21 protein-coding genes are annotated in these 22,728 nt (G+C 43.9%); 16 read left to right on the top strand and 5 right to left on the bottom strand.

Annotation, left to right across the window (positions count from 1 at the left end; all coding sequences use genetic code 11):
- Positions 1-3: 3 nt before the first annotated feature.
- From ENLAB_RS04885 to ENLAB_RS04870, 4 genes are all read left to right on the top strand, one after another.
- The gene (locus ENLAB_RS04885; protein ID WP_081117541.1) at positions 4-882 is read left to right on the top strand and encodes a carbohydrate ABC transporter permease; all 879 of its coding nucleotides are present in this window, start codon (positions 4-6) and stop codon (positions 880-882) included.
- An 86-nt stretch (positions 883-968) separates the two neighbouring features.
- Positions 969-3,179: a helix-turn-helix transcriptional regulator gene (locus tag ENLAB_RS04880; protein ID WP_081117540.1), complete on the top strand. Its 2,211-nt coding sequence runs from the start codon at positions 969-971 to the stop codon at positions 3,177-3,179.
- 193 nt (positions 3,180-3,372) lie between these two features.
- On the top strand, positions 3,373-6,045 hold the full coding sequence (locus ENLAB_RS04875; protein ID WP_244352889.1) for a beta-galactosidase: 2,673 nt from the start codon (positions 3,373-3,375) through the stop codon (positions 6,043-6,045).
- On the top strand, positions 6,017-6,856 hold the full coding sequence (locus ENLAB_RS04870) for a sugar phosphate isomerase/epimerase family protein (protein ID WP_244352887.1): 840 nt from the start codon (positions 6,017-6,019) through the stop codon (positions 6,854-6,856). The genes ENLAB_RS04875 and ENLAB_RS04870 overlap by 29 nt, the downstream gene beginning before the upstream one ends.
- Positions 6,857-7,136: 280 nt before the next feature.
- Here the strand turns inward: ENLAB_RS04870 and add are convergent, their stop codons facing one another.
- The 4 genes from add to abc-f all read right to left on the bottom strand — a co-directional run bounded on the left by add (position 7,137) and on the right by abc-f (position 12,314).
- Positions 7,137-8,153, bottom strand: a complete 1,017-nt coding sequence (gene add / locus ENLAB_RS04865; RefSeq protein ID WP_231434783.1) for an adenosine deaminase — start codon at positions 8,151-8,153, stop codon at positions 7,137-7,139.
- 151 nt (positions 8,154-8,304) lie between these two features.
- On the bottom strand, positions 8,305-9,411 hold the full coding sequence (gene ald / locus ENLAB_RS04860) for an alanine dehydrogenase (RefSeq protein ID WP_081116086.1): 1,107 nt from the start codon (positions 9,409-9,411) through the stop codon (positions 8,305-8,307).
- Between the two features lie 148 nt (positions 9,412-9,559).
- A complete protein-coding gene (locus tag ENLAB_RS04855) occupies positions 9,560-10,282 on the bottom strand; it encodes a C39 family peptidase (RefSeq protein ID WP_244352885.1) in 723 nt (240 codons plus the stop codon).
- Positions 10,283-10,382: 100 nt separating this feature from the next.
- Positions 10,383-12,314 (bottom strand): ribosomal protection-like ABC-F family protein, encoded by a 1,932-nt coding sequence (abc-f, locus tag ENLAB_RS04850; RefSeq protein WP_244352883.1) that lies wholly within the window; start codon positions 12,312-12,314, stop codon positions 10,383-10,385.
- A gap of 217 nt (positions 12,315-12,531) precedes the next feature.
- On the opposite strand from abc-f, the gene ENLAB_RS04845 reads away from it, so the two are divergent.
- Positions 12,532-13,206 carry a redox-sensing transcriptional repressor Rex gene (locus tag ENLAB_RS04845; RefSeq protein WP_005228549.1) on the top strand — a complete coding sequence of 225 codons (675 nt, stop codon included), beginning with the start codon at positions 12,532-12,534 and terminating at the stop codon, positions 13,204-13,206.
- Positions 13,207-13,298: 92 nt separating this feature from the next.
- Here the strand turns inward: ENLAB_RS04845 and ENLAB_RS04840 are convergent, their stop codons facing one another.
- On the bottom strand, positions 13,299-13,661 hold the full coding sequence (locus ENLAB_RS04840; RefSeq protein ID WP_200125351.1) for a thioredoxin family protein: 363 nt from the start codon (positions 13,659-13,661) through the stop codon (positions 13,299-13,301).
- A gap of 220 nt (positions 13,662-13,881) precedes the next feature.
- On the opposite strand from ENLAB_RS04840, the gene ENLAB_RS04835 reads away from it, so the two are divergent.
- The 11 genes from ENLAB_RS04835 to ENLAB_RS04785 all read left to right on the top strand — a co-directional run bounded on the left by ENLAB_RS04835 (position 13,882) and on the right by ENLAB_RS04785 (position 22,723).
- A complete protein-coding gene (locus ENLAB_RS04835; protein ID WP_195266580.1) occupies positions 13,882-14,829 on the top strand; it encodes a permease in 948 nt (315 codons plus the stop codon).
- A gap of 3 nt (positions 14,830-14,832) precedes the next feature.
- Positions 14,833-15,663, top strand: coding sequence for a TIGR03943 family putative permease subunit (locus ENLAB_RS04830; protein WP_201688504.1), 831 nt, complete (start codon positions 14,833-14,835; stop codon positions 15,661-15,663).
- A 145-nt stretch (positions 15,664-15,808) separates the two neighbouring features.
- A complete protein-coding gene (locus ENLAB_RS04825) occupies positions 15,809-16,075 on the top strand; it encodes an IreB family regulatory phosphoprotein (protein WP_005228556.1) in 267 nt (88 codons plus the stop codon).
- Entirely contained in the window at positions 16,075-16,506 is a 432-nt protein-coding gene (gene ruvX / locus ENLAB_RS04820) for a Holliday junction resolvase RuvX (RefSeq protein ID WP_005234242.1), read from the top strand. Before ENLAB_RS04825 ends, ruvX begins: the two co-directional genes overlap by 1 nt.
- 22 nt (positions 16,507-16,528) lie before the next feature.
- On the top strand, positions 16,529-16,846 hold the full coding sequence (locus ENLAB_RS04815) for a DUF1292 domain-containing protein (RefSeq protein WP_005228559.1): 318 nt from the start codon (positions 16,529-16,531) through the stop codon (positions 16,844-16,846).
- Between the two features lie 106 nt (positions 16,847-16,952).
- Positions 16,953-17,375, top strand: a complete 423-nt coding sequence (locus ENLAB_RS04810; RefSeq protein WP_244352881.1) for an NUDIX hydrolase — start codon at positions 16,953-16,955, stop codon at positions 17,373-17,375.
- A gap of 143 nt (positions 17,376-17,518) precedes the next feature.
- Complete coding sequence (locus tag ENLAB_RS04805) at positions 17,519-18,622, top strand: alpha-hydroxy-acid oxidizing protein (protein ID WP_244352879.1); 1,104 nt, start codon at positions 17,519-17,521, stop codon at positions 18,620-18,622.
- A gap of 176 nt (positions 18,623-18,798) precedes the next feature.
- Positions 18,799-19,425 (top strand): glycosyltransferase family 32 protein, encoded by a 627-nt coding sequence (locus ENLAB_RS04800; protein ID WP_010749841.1) that lies wholly within the window; start codon positions 18,799-18,801, stop codon positions 19,423-19,425.
- A 113-nt stretch (positions 19,426-19,538) separates the two neighbouring features.
- Positions 19,539-20,048, top strand: coding sequence for a GNAT family N-acetyltransferase (locus ENLAB_RS04795; RefSeq protein ID WP_244352877.1), 510 nt, complete (start codon positions 19,539-19,541; stop codon positions 20,046-20,048).
- Positions 20,049-20,170: 122 nt separating this feature from the next.
- Positions 20,171-21,013 carry a DUF368 domain-containing protein gene (locus ENLAB_RS04790; RefSeq protein ID WP_015510213.1) on the top strand — a complete coding sequence of 281 codons (843 nt, stop codon included), beginning with the start codon at positions 20,171-20,173 and terminating at the stop codon, positions 21,011-21,013.
- A 258-nt stretch (positions 21,014-21,271) separates the two neighbouring features.
- The gene (locus tag ENLAB_RS04785; protein ID WP_244352875.1) at positions 21,272-22,723 is read left to right on the top strand and encodes an amidase; all 1,452 of its coding nucleotides are present in this window, start codon (positions 21,272-21,274) and stop codon (positions 22,721-22,723) included.
- Positions 22,724-22,728 lie beyond the last annotated feature (5 nt).

Here is a 22,728-nt window from a genome sequence, read left to right as displayed (position 1 = left end):
AAGATGGCTACTTTACACAATACGAAGGCAGGGAAAGTATTTGATATTTTTAATGCGCTATTTTTGGCATTGATTGGGTTATTCATGGTGATTCCTTTTATTTATGTGATCGCCGGTTCATTTGCTACGGAGTTAGAATTGACCACACGTTCGTTTTTCTTATGGCCAAATGAGATCAGTCTCGACTCCTATCGCTTTATTTTTTCAACCAACACCTTTATCCGTAGTTTGCTTGTAACGGTCGGCGTTACCATCGTTGGCACGCTGGTGCAGCTTTTCTGTACCTTCACCTTTGCCTATCCTTTATCACGCAAGCACCTAAAAGGACGGAACACCTTGTTGAATCTCGTGATTTTTGCAATGCTCTTTTCAGGTGGGATGATCCCAACGTTTATCGTGGTTAAAAATTTAGGACTGATCAATTCTTATTGGGCATTGATTTTGCCAATCGCGATCAATCCCTTCAACTTAATGATCATCAAAAACTTTTTCCAAGAAATGCCGATCGAATTGGAAGAATCCGCCAAGATGGACGGCTGTACGGAACTAGGGATCTTATGGAAAATCATTTTGCCTTTATCAAAACCAGTGATCGCGACCTTCACCCTTTTTTACGCCGTTGGTATCTGGAACGACTTCATGAGTGGATTGCTCTATATCAACGATTCAGCAAAATGGCCGATTCAGTTATTGTTAAGACAGATCACGATGGCGTCCAGTGGTGCCAATGCGTTAGCAAGTATGGACCCCAACTATGTGCCGCCGGAACAAGGAATCAAATTTGCAGTCATCATTGTGGCGACTTTACCAATTTTGATCTTCTATCCGTTTTTGCAAAAACATTTTGCCAAAGGAATGCTGATTGGATCCGTCAAAGGATGATACACTTCAATAGTTGTGGATAGGTTGTCATGCGTTTTTTCGCATGACAATTTGTTACATAAAATCTATTACAAGGGTGTTTGGGAATGAAGTACTTTAAAACAGGCGGTTTTCATCGAAAACTGCAGCTAGCCAGTCTATGGATCGTCGTGCCGCTATTAGCCGTTGCAATCTTTTTGCATGCCTATTTGATCGGACCATTACAACGATCGTATCAAGAACTAAATAATCGCCAAGTCGAAGGAATCGTTAGTAACATCAACCAACAGTTCTCGCAGCTGGAAGTGACTTTAAGCGTTTGGGGGCAATCGTTTCAAAGGCGCTACCAAGAAGATTTACTGGAAACGACAAATTATCAGACGTTGATCCAACTGTCGGAAGAATTGTTTTACTTAACAAATAGCTCCAATTATGTCAATCGAATCGGTATTTATTCACTAGGCGAGACGCCTTTTGGGATTGAAAGTGGCGGCACGTATGAATTAACGCTCGAGCAAACCAAAACAGCATTTGAACGCTATCGGATCGATAATGGGAGGCAGTATCAGTGGAAGATCATTGAAGAAGAGGATGAATTGATTTTTGTACAAAACATTGATGGCCAAGGCGAAGATCAGCCTAAAATTTTTTTAGTTGCAACGATCGACGAGCAATCATTGTTAAAGTATTTTTACGATACCCAAATTGAAAATGGACTCGCAGCGATTTCCTTTAATCATGAGAGTTTTCGTTTTATTGGCGATCAGAACTTAGCGAATGTTATCCAACCGCTGAGTGAGGAGCATCAAGGAACCTGGGTCGAATCGATCAATGGCAATGATTATAGCATGATCGCCGTAAACAGTACGCGACTCAACCAAATATGGACGTTTTATACCGTCGTTCCCTTAGCATTGATTACCGAGCCAGTCACTCATTTGGCTAGAGTGCTGATCGTCGTAAGTATTCTTTTTATTGCTTGTGTGGCAGTCATGAGTCTCTTTTTGGCAAAAAAACAATACCAACCTTTTGAAAAAACGATGGATCAGCTCTTTGGTAATACCCAATGGAAAAAAGAAAACGATCTGGAGTTTTTGGTGGACCGTTGGCAACAATTAAGTCGTGAAAAAGGATTGCTACAAAATCAGGCGGAACGCTTTCAAGATTCGCTGAAGCGGCAAGTGATCCAACATTTGATGGAAGGGTATTATGGCTATTTATCAGAGGAAGAATCGCAACAATTACTGCAGCAAAAAAACTGGCGCTTAAGTGACCAAGGGTATCGCCTGTTTTATTTCCAACTCAATGATCTATTAAGCAATCAAGCAAATTCACAAGATGAAACCCACATTTTGTTTGCGTTAGAAAACATTATAGCGGATGTCACAGCCATGTTTTTCCCAGAATCAACCATCGTTTCGTCAAATGAAGGACGGATTTTGGTTTTTGTGGTCAATCAAGAGCAGCAACTGACAGATTACTTCACGATGGTCACCAAGCAAATCAATTTGATCGTCTGCCGTTATGTCACCATCGTTAGTTCGCAACAAGAAACTGAGATTCGCAAGTTGCCTGAAGTTGCCCAACGGCTCAAAAAGCAAATCCATCTGCAACAGTTGATTCCCGAAAATCAAGTGCTTCAAGGAGAGAAAATGCGCCCGCTGCCGAAGTATTCTCTTTCGCAAGAAAATTTGATTTTAACAGCGCTGAAAAGTGGCTATCATGAAGAATTGCAACGAAGTCTCCAGCGGTTTTTAGAACAGGTCGTTGCAGAAAACAATCAACAGGCTGCGGTGATCTATGTGGTCAATCGACTGTATGATCAAGTCGATTACCTTTTAAATGAAAATGGGGTCTCACGAACGGATTATGTATCGAAAACGGTTGTGTTAGAACGAATCGAACGACTTTTGGACATCAATCAGATTCAAGCCTTTTTGTACCATCATTTCTTAAAGCCCGTCTCCATCCTGTGGCAAGAAAATGTCGCTAATTCTTATAGTGAAATGATCCAAAAAGTAGCGGAGTACATCCAATCTGATTTTCGCAATGAACAAATTTCGTTAGAATATGTTGCGGATCGTTTCGAAGTCGACCCAATCTTTTTGAGTAAGGAGTTCAAGCGTGCCAAGCAGGTCAACTTTATTGATTATTTAACTAATGTTCGCATCGTAGAAGCGAAACGGCAGCTGCTAGAAACCGATCATCAAATCAATGAAATCGCCGAAAACCTTGGGTATAATCCCAGCTACTTCAATCGTTTATTTAAAAAGTGCACGGGAATGACCCCAGGACAATATCGAAAAGGTCAGAGCTGATCACTGTTGGTTGCTGCGGAAAAGCTCGTATTTTCGCAGCTTTTGCTCTGATTTTTCCATGTTTTCATCAGCGAATGTTTTGTATAATAGAAAAGAAAGCGGTTTCTAATGCAGCTTAAGTTCAACAAGAAAACCAGCGGACTTGTCAAAGCTGTTGGAAATCTGATAGTAAATAGATGGAGGAAGAAAAGAAATGAAAATCGTTCTAGGCGGAGATTCAACCGTGGCGGATTATCCCCTTGATCAACAGCCAATGATGGGCTGGGGACAAGCCTTACCAAGCTATCTATCCCCAGAAGTAAACGTACGCAATTTTGCAAAAAACGGCAGTACGACTCGTTCGTTTATCGAAGAAGGGTTGTTTGAGCAGCTCCTGCAAGAAGTCGAACCGAATACAGTCGTCCTACTGCAATTTGGACATAATGACCAAAAAGAGAAAAACCATGTCACGATGGAGACATACATTGCTCATTTAACAGACATGATCCGTCAGATCAAAGAAAAAGCAGGAATCCCGATCCTGTGTACACCTGTTGAACGGCGGGTAGGAGAAGAGGGACGACTGGCGCATACGTTGTCAGCATTTTTACCTGTCTTAAGAGAACTTAGTCGAACGGAAGAAGTAGTTTTGTTTGATTTAAATCGCTATACCTATCATTATTATGACACATTAGGACTAGAAGCTTCCAAAGCACTCTTTGTTTGGTTAGCACCGAATGAGCATCCCAATTATCCTGCAGGTCTTGCAGATGATACCCACTTTTCAAAGCTCGGGGCGCATATGATCGCTCGCTACGTGGCGATTCGTTTACAGGCGTTTTTCCATGAGCAACCACTTTTTCCTGATATTTATTATGGCGCCTGCATGTATCCAGAAGTCTGGTCGGAAGAAATCATGCAAAGTGATAGTCACATGATGAAAACGTTGGGCATGAATTTTGCTAGAATTGGGGAATTCATGTGGCGTGACTTGGAGCCTAAACCTGGAGAATATGATTTTTCGTTGTTGGAACGTGCGCTAGAACAGTACCAAGCAAATGGCATCGATGTTTGCTTATGTATTCCAACGCCGACCCCACCCCGCTGGTTTACAAAACAGTACCCAGAAGCGTTGGTCACTAACCAAGATGGAACGAAGATGCATCACGGCTCAAGACAGCATGTCTGTACCAACAACGAGGACTTTCGCCGTTATGCCTATCGTTTGACGAGAAAAATCGCGGAGATTGCCGAAAAACATGAAAATGTCGTTATGTTGCAATTGGACAATGAGTTTAAATGTCATGTCGATCTATGTTACTGTACGACGTGCCAAACGCGTTGGCATACGTATTTAAAAGACAGCTATCAATCCGTGACTAACCTCAACGAGTGTTGGGGAACGAAGGTGTGGAGTGAGTGGTATGACGCATTTGAGGATGTCGTCTTGCCGCTAACAACCCCATTTTTGCATAATTCTTCCTTGATGAATGCCTTTCGCCGCTTTACCACTGATACGTTGAATGAGTTTGCGCATGATCTTTGTCATTTTATCCGAATGGAGACCGCGTTACCCATTACCCATAACTCCGCTTTTGGGTTTAACTTGCAAAATGATGAGCTATTTGCTGATTTAGATATTGCTGGTTTTGATACGTATGCACCGGCAGACAACTATCCAGCATATACGATGAACTTGGATCGTTGGCGGAATGTCAAACCGCGCAACAAGGAAATGTTATTGTTAGAAACTTGTACTGCCAATGCTGGTCATATTGAAAACTATGCAGCACCTCGTCCTCATAGGTTTGTCACAAGTGAAGCGTTCATTGGCTATGCAGGTAATTTGAAATCCTTCTGCTTTTGGCATTTTCGTGGACATCGCTATGGTGTGGAGCAACCCCATAGTGCCGTGTTAACTGCTTGGGGAGAGCCAGATCGTGGGTATGAAGAGGTAGTTCGGATTGGCGAACTAAGACAACAGATCGCACCACTTTTAGCGGAAACGAAGTATGTATCAGCAAAAATAGCCATCATGTACTCGGATTACTCGAAACGCTTTTACACGATCGATCATGGGGGTGTTTATGATTATCGCAGCCTATTTACCGAATTTTACGGCAGTCTGATTCGCCAAGGGATTCGTGTAGAAATCATTCAAGAAAATAGTCCGTTAGAAGAGTATGAGGTTGTTCTTGCCCCATTTGTTCGTTGGATAAGCCCTACTTTGCTGAAAAAATTTGCCGCCTTTACCGAAGCAGGAGGCAAGCTGATTTTAGGCCCGATGACAGGGGATCGGACCAAAGAGCTGGCGTGGCCAGCGACGAATGGTTTAGATCGTTTAGGAGAATGGCTCGGGTTTGACCAAATCCAGCAGTTTACGGTGAAAGGACTGGCTTATCAGCTAACCTATGATGGCCTAGAAGAACCTTTGGATCATTTGGTCACAGTTTTTCACTGCCCAGAAGATTGGGAAACGATCGGACGAGGGAATGACCAAACGCTACTAGCTAAGAAACAACTGGCTCAAGGAGAGATCATCTATTTAGGTGCGCTACCTAGCAATTTAACAGACAGTTTGATATGGCAGTCGTTTTGTCGCAAAGAACTTTTCCCTTATGAATCAGATCGCCAGTTGATCAAATGTTCGGAAGGTGTGATGAAGTATCGCAGAGAGTCAGCGACCCATGTCCAACTTTGGATCAGTAACTTAGGTATGACGACAGCTGACTTTACCTTACCTCTCCCCGGATTCGAACGCTTGTCAGGGGAAGCGCTGACGCGCGGTAACCATAGGCTAAAACCTTATGAAAATTTGATTATTGAATGGGAAAAAACAGTAGAAAGCGAGGAGTCAGATGATTCATTTAGCCATCCGAGGGCATGATCTCTCAGGAGAATATACACCCAAGCAGTTAGCACAAGCCATAGGTGCAAAGAAAATAAAAAACGTTCAGTTTGCCTTGAATGCGTCTTTTCCAGACCTAAGTGCTCCTGAAAAGATGAATCCAGGTATGGGGACCTTCTTCAAGAATGAATTCCAAGAACAAGGCGTTCAAATCGCTTTGTTAAGTTGTTATAGTAACTTGATTCATCCCGAACCAGGGGAACGAGAAAAAATCTTACAGAAATTTGAGCGCTATTTATTCCATGCCCGTTATTTTTGTGCCAGCATGGTGGCTTCAGAAACAGGCTCAGTCATTGCCGCGCTGGGATATAGCGAAGAGAATTTTTCGGATGAGGTTTTTGAAGACTTGATCCATGTGATCCAGCGACTCGTTCGAGTGGGAGAAAAATATCGAATCATGGTAGGGATCGAAGCTGGACTGAATCATCCGCTGTATTCGAATCAGCGCATCGCCGAGCTGATTGAACGTGTTCCTTCTGATTATTTAGGCATCATTTACGATCCAACGAATTTGATCACCGCAAAAACGGCTGCTGATCAAGTCGCATTGGTAGAAGAAGCATTTACTCTTTTCGGAGAGAAAATCGTCTGCTTGCACCTAAAGGATTTTCAACTCTCGGGAGAAGAAGTGATCCCTGTCCCGTTAGGTGAAGGACAAATACGGTATCCAGAAATTTTACAGCTTCTGATCAAACACAAGCCATACTGTTACGTGGTGCTAGAAGAAACAAAAGACGCTGGGATCGATCGTGCGGTGGCGTTGATTGAAGGCTTAGATTTAAAAAATTAGCTGGGTACTTGTGTAAATGATTGTGTAAGAGAACATGGGAATGGTTTTCTTGTTTTCTTCAAAAACGTTGACATTGAATACAAATTTTTATCTAGCATAGAAAAGTTGTTTATGGTGAGATTTCATCTGAACAGCTTTTTTATTTTCATAAAAATAGAAAATGGGAGGTAAGGTGGAATTAACACGGATCGATCGGCTCTTCTTTGCGTGAAGGAAAGAAAGTTGAACGTTTTGGAAATAAAACATGGACGCCAGTGGGGATCACTAGCGTCCATGTTTATTAGAATTGCCATTCTTGAATTTTTTTCAAGAGTACCGCTTTGTCGGAAGCTTCCGCAAAGGAATGCTGAACGGCAGTTTCGTTTAAGAAGCGCATCTCTGATTCGGACATGTCGCAATGATGAGCCATTTGCAGGTATTCATTGGTCAATGTCGTGTTTGAGACCGTTCGGTTATCGGTGTTCAAACAAAAAGGGACCTTGGCTTTCAGCCATTCTCTTAATGGGTATGCCGAGTATGTGGGAATCGCACGCGTATGAACATTGCTGGTAGGGCAGCCTTCGATACAGCGATTTTGTTCTCGAACAAACGCTTGAGCAGTAGGATCTCCTTTTAAGGCGATGCCGTGGCCAATCCGCTGCGCACCGCTTTCGATGGCTTGATAAATGTTTTGCACACAGCCGCATTCGCCTGCATGTAAGGTCAGCTGGACACTTTGGTCCTTGAGGAACACTTGATAGCTGGCAGCTAAATCAGGGACGTACCCGTCTTCTTCTGGACCTGCCAGATCAATGCCGACGACTTTTTCATCGGTAAGAGCGATCGCTTCATCAAAAATCGCCGTAATAGCTGGTAGGTCTTCTTGACGCATCCCGATGACCAAAACATTGCCTTTGATTGGGTAGCGTTCTTCTGCTCGTGCGATGCCTTCGATCACGGCTTGGATGGTCTGGCTGCAAGTGAGTCCTTTGTCCATCGATAAGCTGGGGGCAAAGCGGATCTCAATATAAGCGACCCCATCTTGAGCGGCTTGTTCCATCACGTCATAGGCGGCAGCTGCTAACGCTTCTTGTGTTTGCAAATACGGCCGAACGAAATCAAAGCAGCGAAGATAATCCCTCAGGTCATGACAATCTTTGGGGGCTTGCATCTGTGCTTTCACAGCTTCTATGTCTTGCTCGATCGGTAGTTCTTGCTGATTGGCGATGGCGATCAATGTTTCTGGACGAATGGAACCGTCGAGGTGGCAGTGAAGTTCTACTTTGGGAAATGCTTGGATTTGTTGTTGAGTAAGCACAGTGTTCCTCCTGTCTAGGTCGAATTTTTTTAAGTATGAATATAGCATACTTCCAAAGCCCATGCTACCCAAAAAAGGAAATTCTCATAGAAAGCAAAACAGCAGCCGCGAATTACTTGTGCGGCTGCTGGTTTTATTGTGGGAGAGTGACTCAAATCAATTCCGATAGATCGGTAAAAGGCAATGACAGATCGTGAGCGGCTTCTTTTGAAGTAAATGCGCCCTCATAGGCGATGACCCCTTTGGCAAGTGCCTGATTTTCTCGCAACGCTGCTAAAGGATCGTTCGCTAGCTGCTGGGCATACGGCAAGGTGGCAATGCTCAATGCGATGGTTGCCGTTTGTGGTACAGCACCTGGCATATTCGCCACTGCATAGTGAATAACTTCTTCCCGGATATAGGTTGGCTCGTCGTGGGTGGTGACTTTGTCTTCGGTCTCAAAAATTCCGCCTTGGTCAATGGCAATATCGACGATCACAGATTTTTCAGGCATCTGTTTCACCATGTCGCGGGTCACTAAGCACGGAGCTTTTTGTCCTGGCAATAAGACGGCTCCTACCACCAAGTCTGCGGATTGGATCGTTCGTTCGATATTCAAGCGATTGGAATACAAGGTTTGGACTTGACCAGAAAACTGTCGATCCAGCTCTTGTAAGCGTGGGATCGAAACGTCTAAAATCGTTACTTGTGCGCCCAGACCTACGGCGACTCTCGCGGCATTCTCACCGGCAACGCCACCACCAATGATCGTTACCCGACCTTGACGGACGCCGGGAACACCTGAAAGCAGGATCCCTTTTCCGCCATATATTTTTTCGAGAAATTGTGCGCCGATTTGAACAGACATTCTTCCAGCGATCTCACTCATAGGCGATAGCAGAGGCAGGGTGCCGTTCGCCAGCTGGACGTTTTCATAAGCAACAGCGATCACTTTGCTGTCGATCAATGCTTGAGCAAGCTGTTGATTGGCGGCTACGTGGAAATAGGTGAATAAAACCAGTCCCTCATGCAAAAAGGGGTATTCTTCTGGTAAAGGTTCTTTGACTTTCATAACCAATTCAGAGGCCCAAACCTCTTCAACGGTAGTAATCGTAGCGCCGACTTCCTGATACGCTTGATCAGAAAAGGTTGATCCTGCACCAGCGCCTTGTTCAACGAAGACTTCGTGTCCGTCTTGGACTAACTCATAGACTCCCGAGGGCGGCAATGCCACACGATTTTCATTGTTCTTGATTTCTTTTGGGATACCGATTTTCATAGACTTCACACCTTTCTTTCTTCCATTATAATAGAAAGCGGATTCCTAAGGGGAGAAAGAATGGTTTTTTTATTAAAAAAGTAAGATCCAGTTGCTGCCTACGCCACGACAAAGAAAAAAGCCCCGAAAGGGGACTTTTTTTGATCAATCAGCTGAAGGTCCAAAAGCGCAAGCTTTGATCAGCGATTTCATCTAGTGTGTAATAGATAGAGTAATGGGATTTTTCTGGATCATCATTGGGATCTAAGACAAACACTTGATCGTCCATCATTCCACCTAAGACCATAATATGGCCGCCATCTGTAAATTCCCCTGGGGTCATAGAAACGATGACGGGATGGTTTTGTTGCAAGTAAGCTTCAACGCTGGCTAGATCTGTGCCAAGATCATAATAGTTGTAGCCGTTTGCATCGGCAAAGTCAGAAAAAATCCGCCAGTCCGTTCCTTGGCCGTCAACGTAATAATGATCTCCTGCCCAATCAAGGACTTCCGGTGGCGTAATGGGATAGCCTTCAAGATAGGATTGAACCATTGCCAGAGAAGCGATCGCACAGCCGTTTTCTGCAAAGGTTTGGCTGCCGTCATTGCCATAGGATCTATCGGCCCATTCTTCGTTCGTCTGCAGGAAAATCGGTGTTGTGATGTCCATTTCCCCTAAGTACGCATTGATATCTTCACTTAAAATAGCTTGGGAGTAAACATAGTCGTCATCGTAGCTATCATCATAGGCAACGGCGATAGACACGTGTTCGGACAGCTCTCCGTACAACACGTGATGAGAGATTCGATTGAACCCTATCCAAATCAACACCAATCCTGCTAAAACAATCATTGGCCGACGCTTTCGATAAACATCTGTCTGTTTTTGCATTTTTCCCTCCTTGTTTTACGAATCGTACGTATTCATCCTGTTCTTTTAAGTAAAACAAAGGAGGGGGAGCTTGTCATCGGCCTACAGACCGATGACACGATCAACTTTCAAATGCCTCTAGTTCTAAGCTAGTATTTTCCCATGCTTCTAATAGGGCTTCTTGTTCAGTGCGGGCTTGTTCTAACGCTTGATTCAACGCGGTCAATTTGACATGATCATTCAACGCTTCTGGTGCGGTCATGTCTTGTTCCAGTTGCTGGATCGTTTCTTCTATCGTGGCAAGCTCTTCTTCGATTTGGGCGACTTTTCGCTGTAAGGTTCTAACGGCTTTTTGCTGTTCTTTGCTTTGGACAAAGGTTTGTTTGCCCGCTGAAATGATGGTTTCGGTTGTTTTTGCTTCCAGCATCGCTGCGATCTCAGCTTCTTCTTGTTTCTTTTCTAAATAATAATCGTAATCGCCTAGATAGAGCTTGCTGCCGTTTTCAGACAGTTCCACGACCTTGGTGGCGATTCGATTGATAAAGTAACGGTCATGAGATACGAAGAACAACGTGCCTTCATAATCGATCAGGGCATTTTCTAAGACTTCTTTGCTGTCGATGTCTAAATGGTTGGTTGGCTCATCCAAAATCAAGAAATTGTCATGGTCCATGGCTAATTTTGCCAAAGCGACACGGGCTTTTTCGCCACCGCTTAACAGCGTGATCGGCTTTTCAACATCTTCTCCCGAAAATAAGAAGCTGCCTAATATATTGCGAATCTCGACTTCAGGTGTGGTAGTGTGGTCATCCCAAAGCTCATGGAGGATCGTTTTGGTTGAGTGCAGATCGGATTGAGTTTGGTCATAGTACCCGATTGAGACATTGGCGCCAAAATGGACCTTTCCTTGAATAAAGGGGATTTTATGAATCAGCGATTTCAGTAAGGTTGATTTGCCGATCCCATTCGGTCCTACTAAAGCGATCGCATCTTTGCGCCGAACATCTAAGTCGATGGGCGCCGATAAGACTTCTTCTTCAGAATAACCGATAGCGGCATTTTCTACTTGCATTACAACATTTCCTGAAGGTTTTTCAATGGAAAAAAGGAAGTGGGCGGACTTTTCATCTCCTTGCGGGCGATCCAACCGCTCCATTTTCTCCAATTGCTTACGGCGACTTTGCGCGCGTTTGGTGGTAGAGGCACGGACAAGATTGCGGGCAACAAAGTCTTCCAGTTTATTGATTTCTTCTTGCTGCTTTTCAAAGGCTTTCCATTCGCTTTGCAGCTGTTCGGCTTTCAGGGTCAAATAGCGGCTGTAATTGCCTTTGTAGTGGCGCATTTTTTGGCGACTCAGTTCGTAGACTTCGTTGACGACTTTGTCTAGGAAGTAACGGTCATGGGAAACGATCAGCAACGCACCGGCATATCCTTGTAGATAGTTTTCCAGCCAAGATAACGTTTCGATGTCTAAATGGTTGGTCGGCTCATCCAGGATCAAGATATCAGGTTTTTGCAGCAGCATTTTTGCTAATGCCAAACGGGTTTTTTGACCACCGGAAAGGGTATCGATCGGCTGTGTGTAAAAAGAAGGATCAAACTGAAAGCCGTGCAAGACGGAGCGAATTTCATTTTCATAGCCATAGCCGTTTTTTTCTGCAAATTCATGCTGCAACTGGTCGTATTCTTTCAGGAGATTGCCAGAGTCAGCAGCAGGATCTGCTTCGGAGATAGCGATCTCTAAGGTACGCATGCGCTGCTCCATCTGCCGAACCGTTGCAAAAGCTCCTAGCATTTCTTCCCAAACGGTGGCCTGACTATCAAGTCCGGTATCTTGAGCTAAGTAGCCCATCGTAGCAGTTTTGTTTTTAGCGATCGTTCCTTTATCAGGACTTTCGAGTCCAGCAATAATTTTCAGTAGCGTTGATTTACCAGCACCGTTGCGCCCAACAAGCGCGATTCGGGAATTGCTGGCAATCTCTAATTGGATATTTTCAAATAAAACCTCGGCTCCGAAAAGACGGGCGATTTGGTTGGCTTGTAATAAAATCATGTGTATGTCATTCCTATCTTTAAGAAACTTGTCTGTATCAAGGTTGCAATACTACAAGTCTATCATATTTTAGGGGAAACGGCGATTGGGAAAAAGTTTGATTTTACCATTATAAAATTTATATTTCAAATTATGAGCATTCAAATTGATTTTTGAACAATGTATTTGTTATGATAGCTTCATCACAAGTGAATTTTTCACAATGGGGGAGTATTCTTTGAAAGATCATCAAATTCCAAAGGCAACAGCGAAGCGATTGCCTTTATATTATCGTTACTTGCGTATTTTGCACCAAGCAGGCAAATTAAAAGTTTCTTCGACCGAACTAAGTGAAGCTGTTCAAGTTGATAGTGCGACGATCCGCCGCGACTTTTCCTACTTTGGTGAATTAGGAAAACGCGGCTACGGCTATGATGTTGAAAGCTTGATGCAGTTCTTTGCGAAGACATTGAACGAAGACCACATGACGAATGTAGCTTTAGTCGGTGTCGGAAACTTGGGGAGCGCCTTGTTGAAATACAAATTTCACCAAAGCAACAGCATTCGGATCAGTGCCGCATTTGATGTCAACGAAGATCTAGTTGGTCGAATAGTAGATGGTGTGCCGGTCTATCCAATGGATGACATGAAGGAACAAGTGAAGATCCAGCAGATCGATGTGGCTATTTTGACAGTTCCCGCACAACATTCACAAGATTTAGTGAACGAGCTTGTGAAAGCTGGCATTAAAGGAATCTTGAACTTTACACCTGCACGGATCACTGCACCAAAAGGCGTGCTGATTCAAAACGTTGACTTAACCAATGAATTGCAAACATTGATTTATTTCTTGCATTCAGGCAACGTCTTGTCCCATGAAGAACCAGTAGAAGAACCATCACTAAGCGAATAATCGCATCACATAAATAGGAACCAACAAAACAGCTGCCAGATCGTAGTATACACAACGATCTGACAGCTTTTTTTGGCTTTTATTCACTGAACTTACTCGTCTAACTGGTCAAAAAGTGATTCGTAGGAATCTTGCTCCTCATCGCTTGTGAGCGCTTCTTGATACCGCAAGATTTGTTGAGTCAAACGTGTAAAATCGATGATGCGGGCTTCACGATGCACTTCTTTCCCATTCGCGAACAAGAGGACGACGGGAACCGTTAAGACCGAAAATAAACTGGCTGCTTCTGGCTCTGCCAGCGTGTTGATGGTAAATAGTGGGAGTTGTTGGGTTTGTGCCAGTGTTTGGATGCGTGGTTTGTCCGCAACACAAATACTGCAATTTGGTTGAGAGAGATAGAGTAGTGCCAACGGATGTTGGGCGAGCTGCTCTTGGATCGGTTGATTTTTTTGCATAAGTCATTACTCCATGGAAAATGTACGCTGTTCTTGAGGAAAAGTCAAAATATCTGCTAGTAGCTGATCGCTTAGGTGAGTAAGAAGGAATTTAAGATAAGGGAAATCTAAAGCAACGATTAAAAAAACAGGCTGCTTTAAAAAAAACGTTGTATAAAAAAAGGAAAAAACGTATAGTAATTCCAGCGTTTCGAATTTATTGATAAAGAAGGTTAAAGTTATGTTTCAGGCATTACCGAATTCTGTCCTGCAAATGAGTGTTATTTTTTTATCTATCGTCATTGAAGCCTTGCCCTTTGTCCTATTGGGCTGCTTGATCTCAGGTGCTTTACAAGTCTTCTTGACGCCAGAAAGAGTCACGAGACTCTTACCAAAAAACAAATTGGCATCGATCACAGTTGGTTGTGGTCTGGGGGTCTTTTTTCCTTCCTGCGAATGTGGGATCGTACCGATCGTTAATCAGTTCGTAAAAAAAGAGGTTCCAGTGTATACGGCGTTTGCCTTTATGCTGACTGCACCGATCATCAATCCTATCGTGATTTTTTCTACATTTATTGCCTTTGGAAATTCCGCGAAATTCGCCTTTTTGCGTGTACTGGGCAGCTTATTGGTCGCAATGGTCGTGGGGATCTGGCTGGCGTATTTTAACAAACAAGAGGTCTTAAAAACACGGCTTGCCAATCAATTAAGTGGCGGGAATGAGCAGGCAGCTCACCCACACCATCATGGGCATGATCACGCCCATCATCAAACAGAAAAGACCAGTCATCGGCTCCTTCGGCAGATTCGTCATTTGCTGCAGCATAGTTTGGATGAGTTTTTCGATACTGGGCGTTATTTGATCATTGGTGCGTTGATCGCCTCAGCGATGCAGACCTATCTGCCAACTGGCTTGATGCTGACATTAGGTTCCACGAAGCTGCTAGCGGTCTTCGTCATGCTGCTGTTAGCATTAACGTTATCCCTATGTTCCGAAGCAGATGCCTTTATCGGCTCTTCGTTGTTGAGTTTATTCGGCACGGGACCAGTCGTCGGTTTCCTGGTTTTTGGTCCAATGGTAGATATTAAAAACCTGTTGATGATGAAGCGGTACTTTTCGGGGCGTTTTATCGCTTCTTTAGTTGGTTTAGTCGCAATCGTCGTTTCAATTTATGCATGGGTGGTGTAAAGAATGGTTCGTTTTTTGATCTTATCAGGCTATTTTGAATTGATGATGTATTTGCAAGTGACGGGCAAACTCAATCAGTTTATCAACATTCATTATCGCTATCTCGCTATTTTATCCATGATCATTTCTTTATTATTGGCTTTGGTCCAGCTGTATTTTTGGGTCAAACAAGAGCCGGAGCATCATCATGACGATGAGCACCAGCATGGATTAGAGAAAAAACATCAACGAGTGATTGCGTATTTTCTATTAGCCTTACCGATCATCGTGGGTCTCTTTTTCCCCACCGTTAGCTTGGATACGACGATCGTTGAAGCAAAAGGGTTTAATTTCCCCCTAAGTGAAGAATCTGTGGGGGATCCAGAAATGACGACCCAATATCTGAAACCCGATACAAGTCTTTATTTTAACAAAGAAGATTATGACACTCAGATGGATGCCGCATTGGCACGTTACGCCAAAGATGAGACGATTGCGGTAACGGAAGAGAATTACTTGGAAGTCATGGAGTTGATCTATACGTATCCGAGTGAATTCATTGGTAAGAAAATCACCTATGATGGATTTGTGTATCATGCAGATCAAGATGATGCCAACGAAATCTTTTTGTTTCGTTTTGGGATTATCCATTGTGTGGCTGATTCAGGCGTTTTTGGCTTGCGAGTGGAATTACCTCAACAAACAACGGCAGAAAATAACCAGTGGCTCCACGTGGAAGGGATGATCCAATCGAAGTACTATCAACCCTTCAAACGGGACTTGCCGATGGTGGTAGCAGACCAAGAGAAGACGATTGAAGCACCAGAAAATCAGTATGTCTATCGCGCTTTCTAGCTTTTTTTAAGAAAGTTCATAAAAACATCATAAACCTTTGTTATAATGGAGAAAATCTAAGCATATGTTTGTAGTTTTATCAAACGTTTAGTACAATATAGAAGGAACATATGCTAAAATCTATACAAAAGAGAGGTGTCGTGAAATGGGTTTTACAGATGAAACAGTTCGCTTTGATTTTGATGATAGCCGTAAAAAAGAAGTCAGCGAAACATTAGCTATCGTCTACCGAGCATTAGAGGAAAAAGGATACAATCCGATCAATCAAATCGTCGGTTATCTCCTTTCTGGCGACCCGGCTTACATTCCTCGTTATCGGGATGCCCGGAATTTGATTCGTCGTCACGAACGGGATGAGATCATGGAAGTTCTGATCCGTTATTATTTAGGCAATCACGGGATCAACCTATAATGAGAATCATGGGATTGGATGTTGGTTCGCGGACAGTCGGCGTGGCGGTCAGTGACCCAATGGGCTGGACAGCACAAGGGATTGAGATCATTCGCATCAATGAAGATGAAGGCAATTTCGGTTATGATCGACTTGCTGAATTGGTGAAAGAATATGAAGTCTCACGTTTTGTGGTAGGACTACCTAAAAATATGAATAATACGATCGGACCTAGAGCGGAAGCTTCTATGGCTTACGGCGCAGCGATCGAACAGCAATTCGGTTTGCCGGTCGTTTACCAAGACGAACGTCTGACGACCGTTCAAGCAGAACGAATGCTGGTAGAACAGGCGAATACATCGCGTGCCAAACGAAAAAAAGTGATTGATAAATTAGCAGCAGTCATGATTTTGCAGAATTATTTAGATGGTGCTGGGAAACAGCTGTTTTAATTTACAGAAAAGAGGAAAATAAATGTCAGAACATACACACGATCATAACCACGATCACGATCATGAAGGACATGAACACATTACTTTAATCGATGATCAAGGAAATGAAACCTTATACGAAATTCTATTAACGGTTGACGGTACGGAAGAATTCGGCCGCAACTACGTCTTGCTTTATCCAGCAGGCGTACCAGAAGAAGAAGATGTTGAATTACAAGCGTACGCTTATATTGAAAACGAAGACGGTTCTGAAGGTGAATTAGAACAGATCGAAACAGAAGCAGAATGGGATATGATTGAAGAAGTCTTCAACACATTCATGGCGGAAGAAGAAGAGTAATAAGCTGCAAGTGCTGCCCCTTTTAATAAGGGATCAGCACTTTTTTTGATTTTTAACGACTGTTTATTATAGAAGCAAGCCTGCTTTTTTGAACGGAATGAGTAAAATGAATCACGTAACGATTTTTGAGCTTGAAAAGATCGCAGAAGAGCAGCTAGTTTTTGCGGTGATCATCAGCAAGTATCAAGAAAAGCTCGTCTATGTCAAACACAAAGAACGAGACACATTAGAAATACCCGGAGGTAAGCGAGAACTAGGAGAAAGCATCACAGAGTGTGCCGCCCGTGAATTAAAAGAAGAAACAGGAGCCAAGTACTTTACTCTAGAGCCGTTATTTATCTATGGGGTAGAAAAAGACGGGGAGACCGATTACGGCTTGGTGTTCGAAGCCCAGATCACGGACTTGCAGGATGAATTGACCTCAGAGATCGAAGCAATCTATGTAATGGCAGAGCCGCCTGCCAGCTGGACATATCCAACGATTCAGCCGTTGTTATTGGCAGAATATGTTAAACGAGCAAAACAATAATTCAGCCAGCTCAATGGAAGGCTGTCTTGAGTGGGAAAGTAAAAGAAGCTTATTTGACAGAGTGAGCGAATGAGTTGCGTGATCCTACAATCAGGCGTAGGATGAGAATGTAAACGTTATCTTGTTGGGGAGTAGGGAAAGGCATGGAAAAAATTTATCAAGCAAGTACAGCAGAAGGAGCAATTGATTTTATCAATATGCGCGATTTGGAGATCGCGGCAGAGGAAGTGATTCCTAAAGGTGGGTATGGCTATATCAGCAGTGGTGCGGGGGATATTTTTACCTATCAAGAAAATGAACGCGCCTTCAATCACAAATTGATCATTCCTCATGTCTTAAAGGACATTGAATTACCGGACACAACGTTGTCCTTTGGCGGTAATACGTTGTCAGCGCCAATCATTATGGCGCCTGTTGCCGCCCACGGCTTAGCAAATGTTGCGGCAGAACAAGCGTCAGCCAAAGGTGTTTCACGTTTTGGCACGATCTATACGGCGAGTTCGTATGCTTCTTGTACGTTGGAAGAAATCCGAGCAGCTGGTGGCCAAGAAGCGCCGCAGTGGTTCCAATTCTATATGAGCAAAGACGATGGCATCAATAAAGACATCTTGGCGATGGCAAAACGCAATGGCGCCAAAGCGATCGTTTTGACCGCAGATGCAACTGTTGGGGGCAATCGAGAAACGGATCGCCGCAATGGCTTCACCTTTCCGTTGGCAATGCCGATCGTTCAGGCTTATCAATCAGGGATCGGACAAACGATGGATGCCGTTTACGGCTCCTCAAAACAAAAATTAAGTCCTCAGGATGTCGCTTTTATCGCCAAAGAATCTGATTTGCCGGTTTATGTCAAAGGGGTGCAATCAGAAGAAGATGTGGAACGAGCATTAGGGGCAGGTGCACAAGGGATTTGGGTCTCAAATCACGGGGGACGCCAATTGGATGGTGGTCCAGCTTCCTTTGATTCCTTGCAGATCGTGGCTGAAGCAGTGGCAGGTCGGGCGCCGATCGTCTTTGATAGCGGGGTACGGCGAGGACAGCATGTCTTTAAAGCGATTGCTTGCGGAGCAGATCTAGTGGCGATCGGTCGCCCAGTGATCTATGGATTGGCTCTAGGTGGTGCCACTGGTGTTCAACAAGTCTTTGATTTCTTCAAAAAAGAATTGGAGATGGTCATGCAACTTGCGGGGACGCAAACGGTGGCAGATATCAAAAAAGCCGTTTTACGGGACAATCGCTATTTATAGGCAATCCCTCAAAAAAGCGCTAGAATCACTGATTCTGGTGCTTTTTTAATGGATTTTTCTGATCATGCCGAGGATCAGGAACAACTGCTTTCGCTGAAAAAAGTGTATATGATTTTGAAACAATTGCAAAATCCGCTACACTTAAAAGAGACCAATAAACTAAAGGAGAGAGATTGATGATTCCAAAAATTATTCATTATTGCTGGTTTGGCGGCAATCCATTAGGTGAACAAGAAAAGAAATACATGGATACCTGGAAAAAATATTGTCCGGATTATGAGATCAAACGTTGGGATGAATCAACGATCGACCTTTCAAAATTCGGTCCTTATCTAAAAGAGGCCTATGACCAAGAAGAATGGGCCTTTGTGTCAGATGTGGTTCGTTTGTATGCGTTAGTGACAGAAGGCGGTATTTATATGGATACCGATATCGAGGTGGTCAAACCTTTAGATGAGCTCTTGACACTGGAGGCATTTATGGGCTTTGAGATCGAAACCAAGATTTCTACTGGGATCATTGGGGCGGTGCCGCATCATCCCTTTATGGAAGAATGGTACCACGATTACGATGACCGAAAATTTGTCCGGGCAGAAAAAACGGAAGATGTCGTCACCAATGTGATCCGAGTGACGGAACTGTTGCAAAACCACGGATTAGAATTGAATAATCAACGACAAACCGTTAAGGGCGTAGAAATCTTCCCGCAAATGACGTTTTCACCAAAAAGCTATATCACTGGTGAGGTCGAGGAAGATCCGAGTACGATGGTGATCCATCAGTTTTCTGGGTCTTGGTTATAAAAGAGTAAGTCTATGAAAGGACGGACAGTGGGGAAAGCTGTCCGCCCTTTTTGCTTTTGCAAGGGATGATGGAGATGTGATAGAATAGCTTGAAAAAATGAGGAGGCGTTTTGATGGCTATCAAACGATGTACTTTGGCAGATTTAGAAGAATTGGGAGAAATCAGCGTAACCACCTATTACGATACATTTGCTCCTTTCAATACGGAGGAAAATACTCGTATCTATCTAGAAGAAGCCTACAATCTGCCGAAACTGACCCGAGAGTTAGAAAATCCGCAATCGGCGTTTTATTTTTTACAAGAAAATGATCAAACCGTAGGATATATCAAACTTAACTGGGGTGAGGCGCAAACGGAAGCGATTGCCCCAGAGGGGTTGGAAATTGAACGAATCTATATCATAAAAGAACATAAGCGCAGAGGCTATGGCAAAACACTGCTGCTGTTTGCCCAAGAGACCGCTAAAGAGCTACAGAAAAAGTCGATCTGGTTAGGTGTTTGGGAATTTAACGACAATGCGTTGGCTTTTTATCATACGATGGGCTTTGAAAGAGTTGGCAGTCACTCCTTTTTTATGGGGGATGATGAGCAGACGGATTTCTTGATGCTAAAAGAACTTTGAAATCTGCCTTTGTATGAGGAATTAGAAATTACTTTCCATTTTTTTGGCAATCAAGTATAGTTAAAGGGATTGATGAAAAAAGAACGATTGGTGAAAACCATCGCTAAGGAGAGCAATTGTAAATGGAAAAACAGAGAAACGAAAGTATTTTGTCACGTTTTCTTAAAGGCGTGGTGATTGCCTTGGGCTTTATCTTGCCTGGTGTTTCAGGTGGCGTATTGGCAGCCATCTTAGGCATTTATGAGCGGATGCTGCGCTTTATGGCACATCTGACGAAGAATTTTAAAGAGAATCTCCTCTTTTTCCTGCCAGTAGGGATCGGGGGAATCGTAGGGATCGGGCTTTTATCAAAGCCATTAGAGTGGCTGCTGCAAAACTATCAAATCATCGTTTTGTGGGGCTTTGCGGGGGCAATTATTGGGACGTTACCAGCACTTGCTAAAGAATCGACCTTGAAAAGCAAACGGACAACCGGCGACCTGCTTTGGTTCTTCGGCAGTATGGTCATCGGCTTCTTGTTCCTCTATTTTATGGGCGATATCTTAGGAACGATCCCTGCCAATTTCATAGGTTTCGTGATCGCCGGCGGTCTGATCGCGTTAGGTGTTTTGGTTCCTGGCTTGAGTCCTTCAAACCTTTTGCTCGTTCTGGGCCTTTATGATCCGATGTTGAAAGGCTTTAAGAGCTTTGACATCATGGGGGTCTTTCTACCGATCGCCATTGGCGGTTTGGCAGTGATGCTGCTGTTTTCGAAATTGATGGAGTGGCTATTGACCCATTATCATTCAAAAGTCTATCACTTCATTTTAGGGATCGTTATTGCCTCAACGATATTGATCGTGATTCCTCCGGTGGCAAACTATAGCGGCTTTACTTGGGTAACGGCTGTCATCGGAATTATTTTGTTTGTCTTGGGGGCTTGGTTAGGTCTTTGGATGAGCAAGCTGGAAGAAAAATATAAGTAAATCAAAACGGCACATCGTTTGGCGATGTGCCGTTTTTGTTAGGTAATGATGGGGACAGCTAAGAAGAAGCGTTGGTCGACAGCTGGTAGTAAAAAGATGGGAACATTTGAGAACGATATGATACAGGTTTAAAAACTGTTCTATTTTTGTTGAAAGATTTCCTAGTGTTTGGTATATTGTAGTCTATATAAAGAAGAATTTTTCATGTGTTACAGTTTAGATAATTGTTTGAGGGTTTGAGGAAAAGGAGGGGCAAGCATGCAAGATGCGACCTATTGGGCGGAACAATTGCGGCAAGGAAAAATCAGTTTTGCAGAGCGGGTGGCGATGATCGAAGAAAAAGTCAATCAACAAAATCCGCTTTTGAATGCGCTTGTAACATTTGATCCGCAAGCAGCGATCCAGCATTACGAGCAGCATCTTCAAAAAACGGTTTTTGGGGGACAACCCATGCCGTTAAAAATACTCGGCCAAACCAAAGCAGGGTGGCCAGCAACGTCAGGAGCCAAACTGTTTGCTAAAGCACGAGCCAGCCGCACGGCTCACTTTGTTTCTCGTTTAGAAGAGGTGGGCTTTGTGCCGTTAGGGCAAACCAATGCACCAGAATTTGGATTCAAAAATATCACTGATCCAACATTGTATGGGCCTACACGTAATCCGTGGAATCCTGCCTATTCAGCTGGTGGTTCCAGTGGTGGTGCGGCAGCGGCAGTGGCTTCGGGGATGTTTCCGATTGCGGGCGCCAGTGATGGCGGCGGATCGATCCGCATTCCAGCATCCTTTAGCGGATTGATTGGTTTGAAGCCAACCCGTGGTACGATGCCAGTGGGTCCTAGTGAATGGCGTAGCTGGCAAGGCGCTTCCATCAACTTTGCGTTGACGCTTTCCATGCGTGATACGGAACAGTTGTTTTATGCGTTGCGGACGTCACAGCCGACAGCCCCTTATCAGGCACCGCAAGTAGAATGGCATCATCGGCAAGCGAGTCAAAAACCGCGGTTGAAGGTTGCTTTTACTACCGCATCGCCGACCGGTGGCCAAGTGTCTGAAACTGCCATCCAAGCAGTCCGAAGTGCAGCCGCATTTTTAGAAAAGCAGGGGCATGAAGTCGTTGAAGTGGGCTATCCAGTGGATGGTCAGCAAATGATGACCACCTATTACGCCATGAATGGCGGCGAAACAGCTGCGATGTTTGCTGAGATCGATGCTGCTCGTCAAGAACCGGTCAGACGGGAAGAAATGGAATTGATGACCTGGGCACTTTACCAATATGGCAAAAAACTGCCTGCCGCCGATTACGTCCTTGCCTTGCAGTGGTGGGATCAGCTGACAGAAAAAATGGAAGAAGTCTTTTCGACCTATGATCTCTTTTTAACCCCGACGACGGCTTTTCCAGCCCCTTTGATTGAGGAAGACTTACAAAGCGATAGCATTCGCCAAAGACTGCATGAGATCGAAACGCTTGGAAAAAATGCTGCGGGTGAGTTGATCGAAGAAATGTTTGCCAAGAGCTATGCTCTGACACCTTACACTCAATTAGCCAATTTAACGGGGCAGCCAGCCATCAGCTTGCCAACTGCTCTTAGTGAGGAAAGGTTGCCGCTAGGGATCCAATTTATGGCGTCTAAAGGCAGAGAAGATCTACTTTTCCAAGTCGGCTATTTATTTGAAACACAGCAACGATTTCTGTTGCCAAAACAAGGAGACTAAGAGGA

The sequence above is a fragment of the Enterococcus innesii genome, from assembly GCF_022846515.1.
In the GTDB taxonomy this organism is placed as follows: domain Bacteria; phylum Bacillota; class Bacilli; order Lactobacillales; family Enterococcaceae; genus Enterococcus_D; species Enterococcus_D innesii.
This window is presented reverse-complemented; position numbering and strand designations above follow the sequence as displayed.

Coding starts and splice junctions, on each gene's coding strand:
- ENLAB_RS04885 (WP_081117541.1), top strand. CDS start 4: ATGGCTACTTTACACAATACGAAGGCAGGGAAAGTATTTGATATTTTT.
- ENLAB_RS04880 (WP_081117540.1), top strand. CDS start 969: ATGAAGTACTTTAAAACAGGCGGTTTTCATCGAAAACTGCAGCTAGCC.
- ENLAB_RS04875 (WP_244352889.1), top strand. CDS start 3,373: ATGAAAATCGTTCTAGGCGGAGATTCAACCGTGGCGGATTATCCCCTT.
- ENLAB_RS04870 (WP_244352887.1), top strand. CDS start 6,017: ATGATTCATTTAGCCATCCGAGGGCATGATCTCTCAGGAGAATATACA.
- ald (WP_081116086.1), bottom strand. CDS start 9,411: ATGAAAATCGGTATCCCAAAAGAAATCAAGAACAATGAAAATCGTGTG.
- ENLAB_RS04855 (WP_244352885.1), bottom strand. CDS start 10,282: ATGCAAAAACAGACAGATGTTTATCGAAAGCGTCGGCCAATGATTGTT.
- abc-f (WP_244352883.1), bottom strand. CDS start 12,314: ATGATTTTATTACAAGCCAACCAAATCGCCCGTCTTTTCGGAGCCGAG.
- ENLAB_RS04840 (WP_200125351.1), bottom strand. CDS start 13,661: ATGCAAAAAAATCAACCGATCCAAGAGCAGCTCGCCCAACATCCGTTG.
- ENLAB_RS04835 (WP_195266580.1), top strand. CDS start 13,882: ATGTTTCAGGCATTACCGAATTCTGTCCTGCAAATGAGTGTTATTTTT.
- ENLAB_RS04830 (WP_201688504.1), top strand. CDS start 14,833: ATGGTTCGTTTTTTGATCTTATCAGGCTATTTTGAATTGATGATGTAT.
- ENLAB_RS04825 (WP_005228556.1), top strand. CDS start 15,809: ATGGGTTTTACAGATGAAACAGTTCGCTTTGATTTTGATGATAGCCGT.
- ruvX (WP_005234242.1), top strand. CDS start 16,075: ATGAGAATCATGGGATTGGATGTTGGTTCGCGGACAGTCGGCGTGGCG.
- ENLAB_RS04815 (WP_005228559.1), top strand. CDS start 16,529: ATGTCAGAACATACACACGATCATAACCACGATCACGATCATGAAGGA.
- ENLAB_RS04810 (WP_244352881.1), top strand. CDS start 16,953: ATGAATCACGTAACGATTTTTGAGCTTGAAAAGATCGCAGAAGAGCAG.
- ENLAB_RS04805 (WP_244352879.1), top strand. CDS start 17,519: ATGGAAAAAATTTATCAAGCAAGTACAGCAGAAGGAGCAATTGATTTT.
- ENLAB_RS04800 (WP_010749841.1), top strand. CDS start 18,799: ATGATTCCAAAAATTATTCATTATTGCTGGTTTGGCGGCAATCCATTA.
- ENLAB_RS04795 (WP_244352877.1), top strand. CDS start 19,539: ATGGCTATCAAACGATGTACTTTGGCAGATTTAGAAGAATTGGGAGAA.
- ENLAB_RS04790 (WP_015510213.1), top strand. CDS start 20,171: ATGGAAAAACAGAGAAACGAAAGTATTTTGTCACGTTTTCTTAAAGGC.
- ENLAB_RS04785 (WP_244352875.1), top strand. CDS start 21,272: ATGCAAGATGCGACCTATTGGGCGGAACAATTGCGGCAAGGAAAAATC.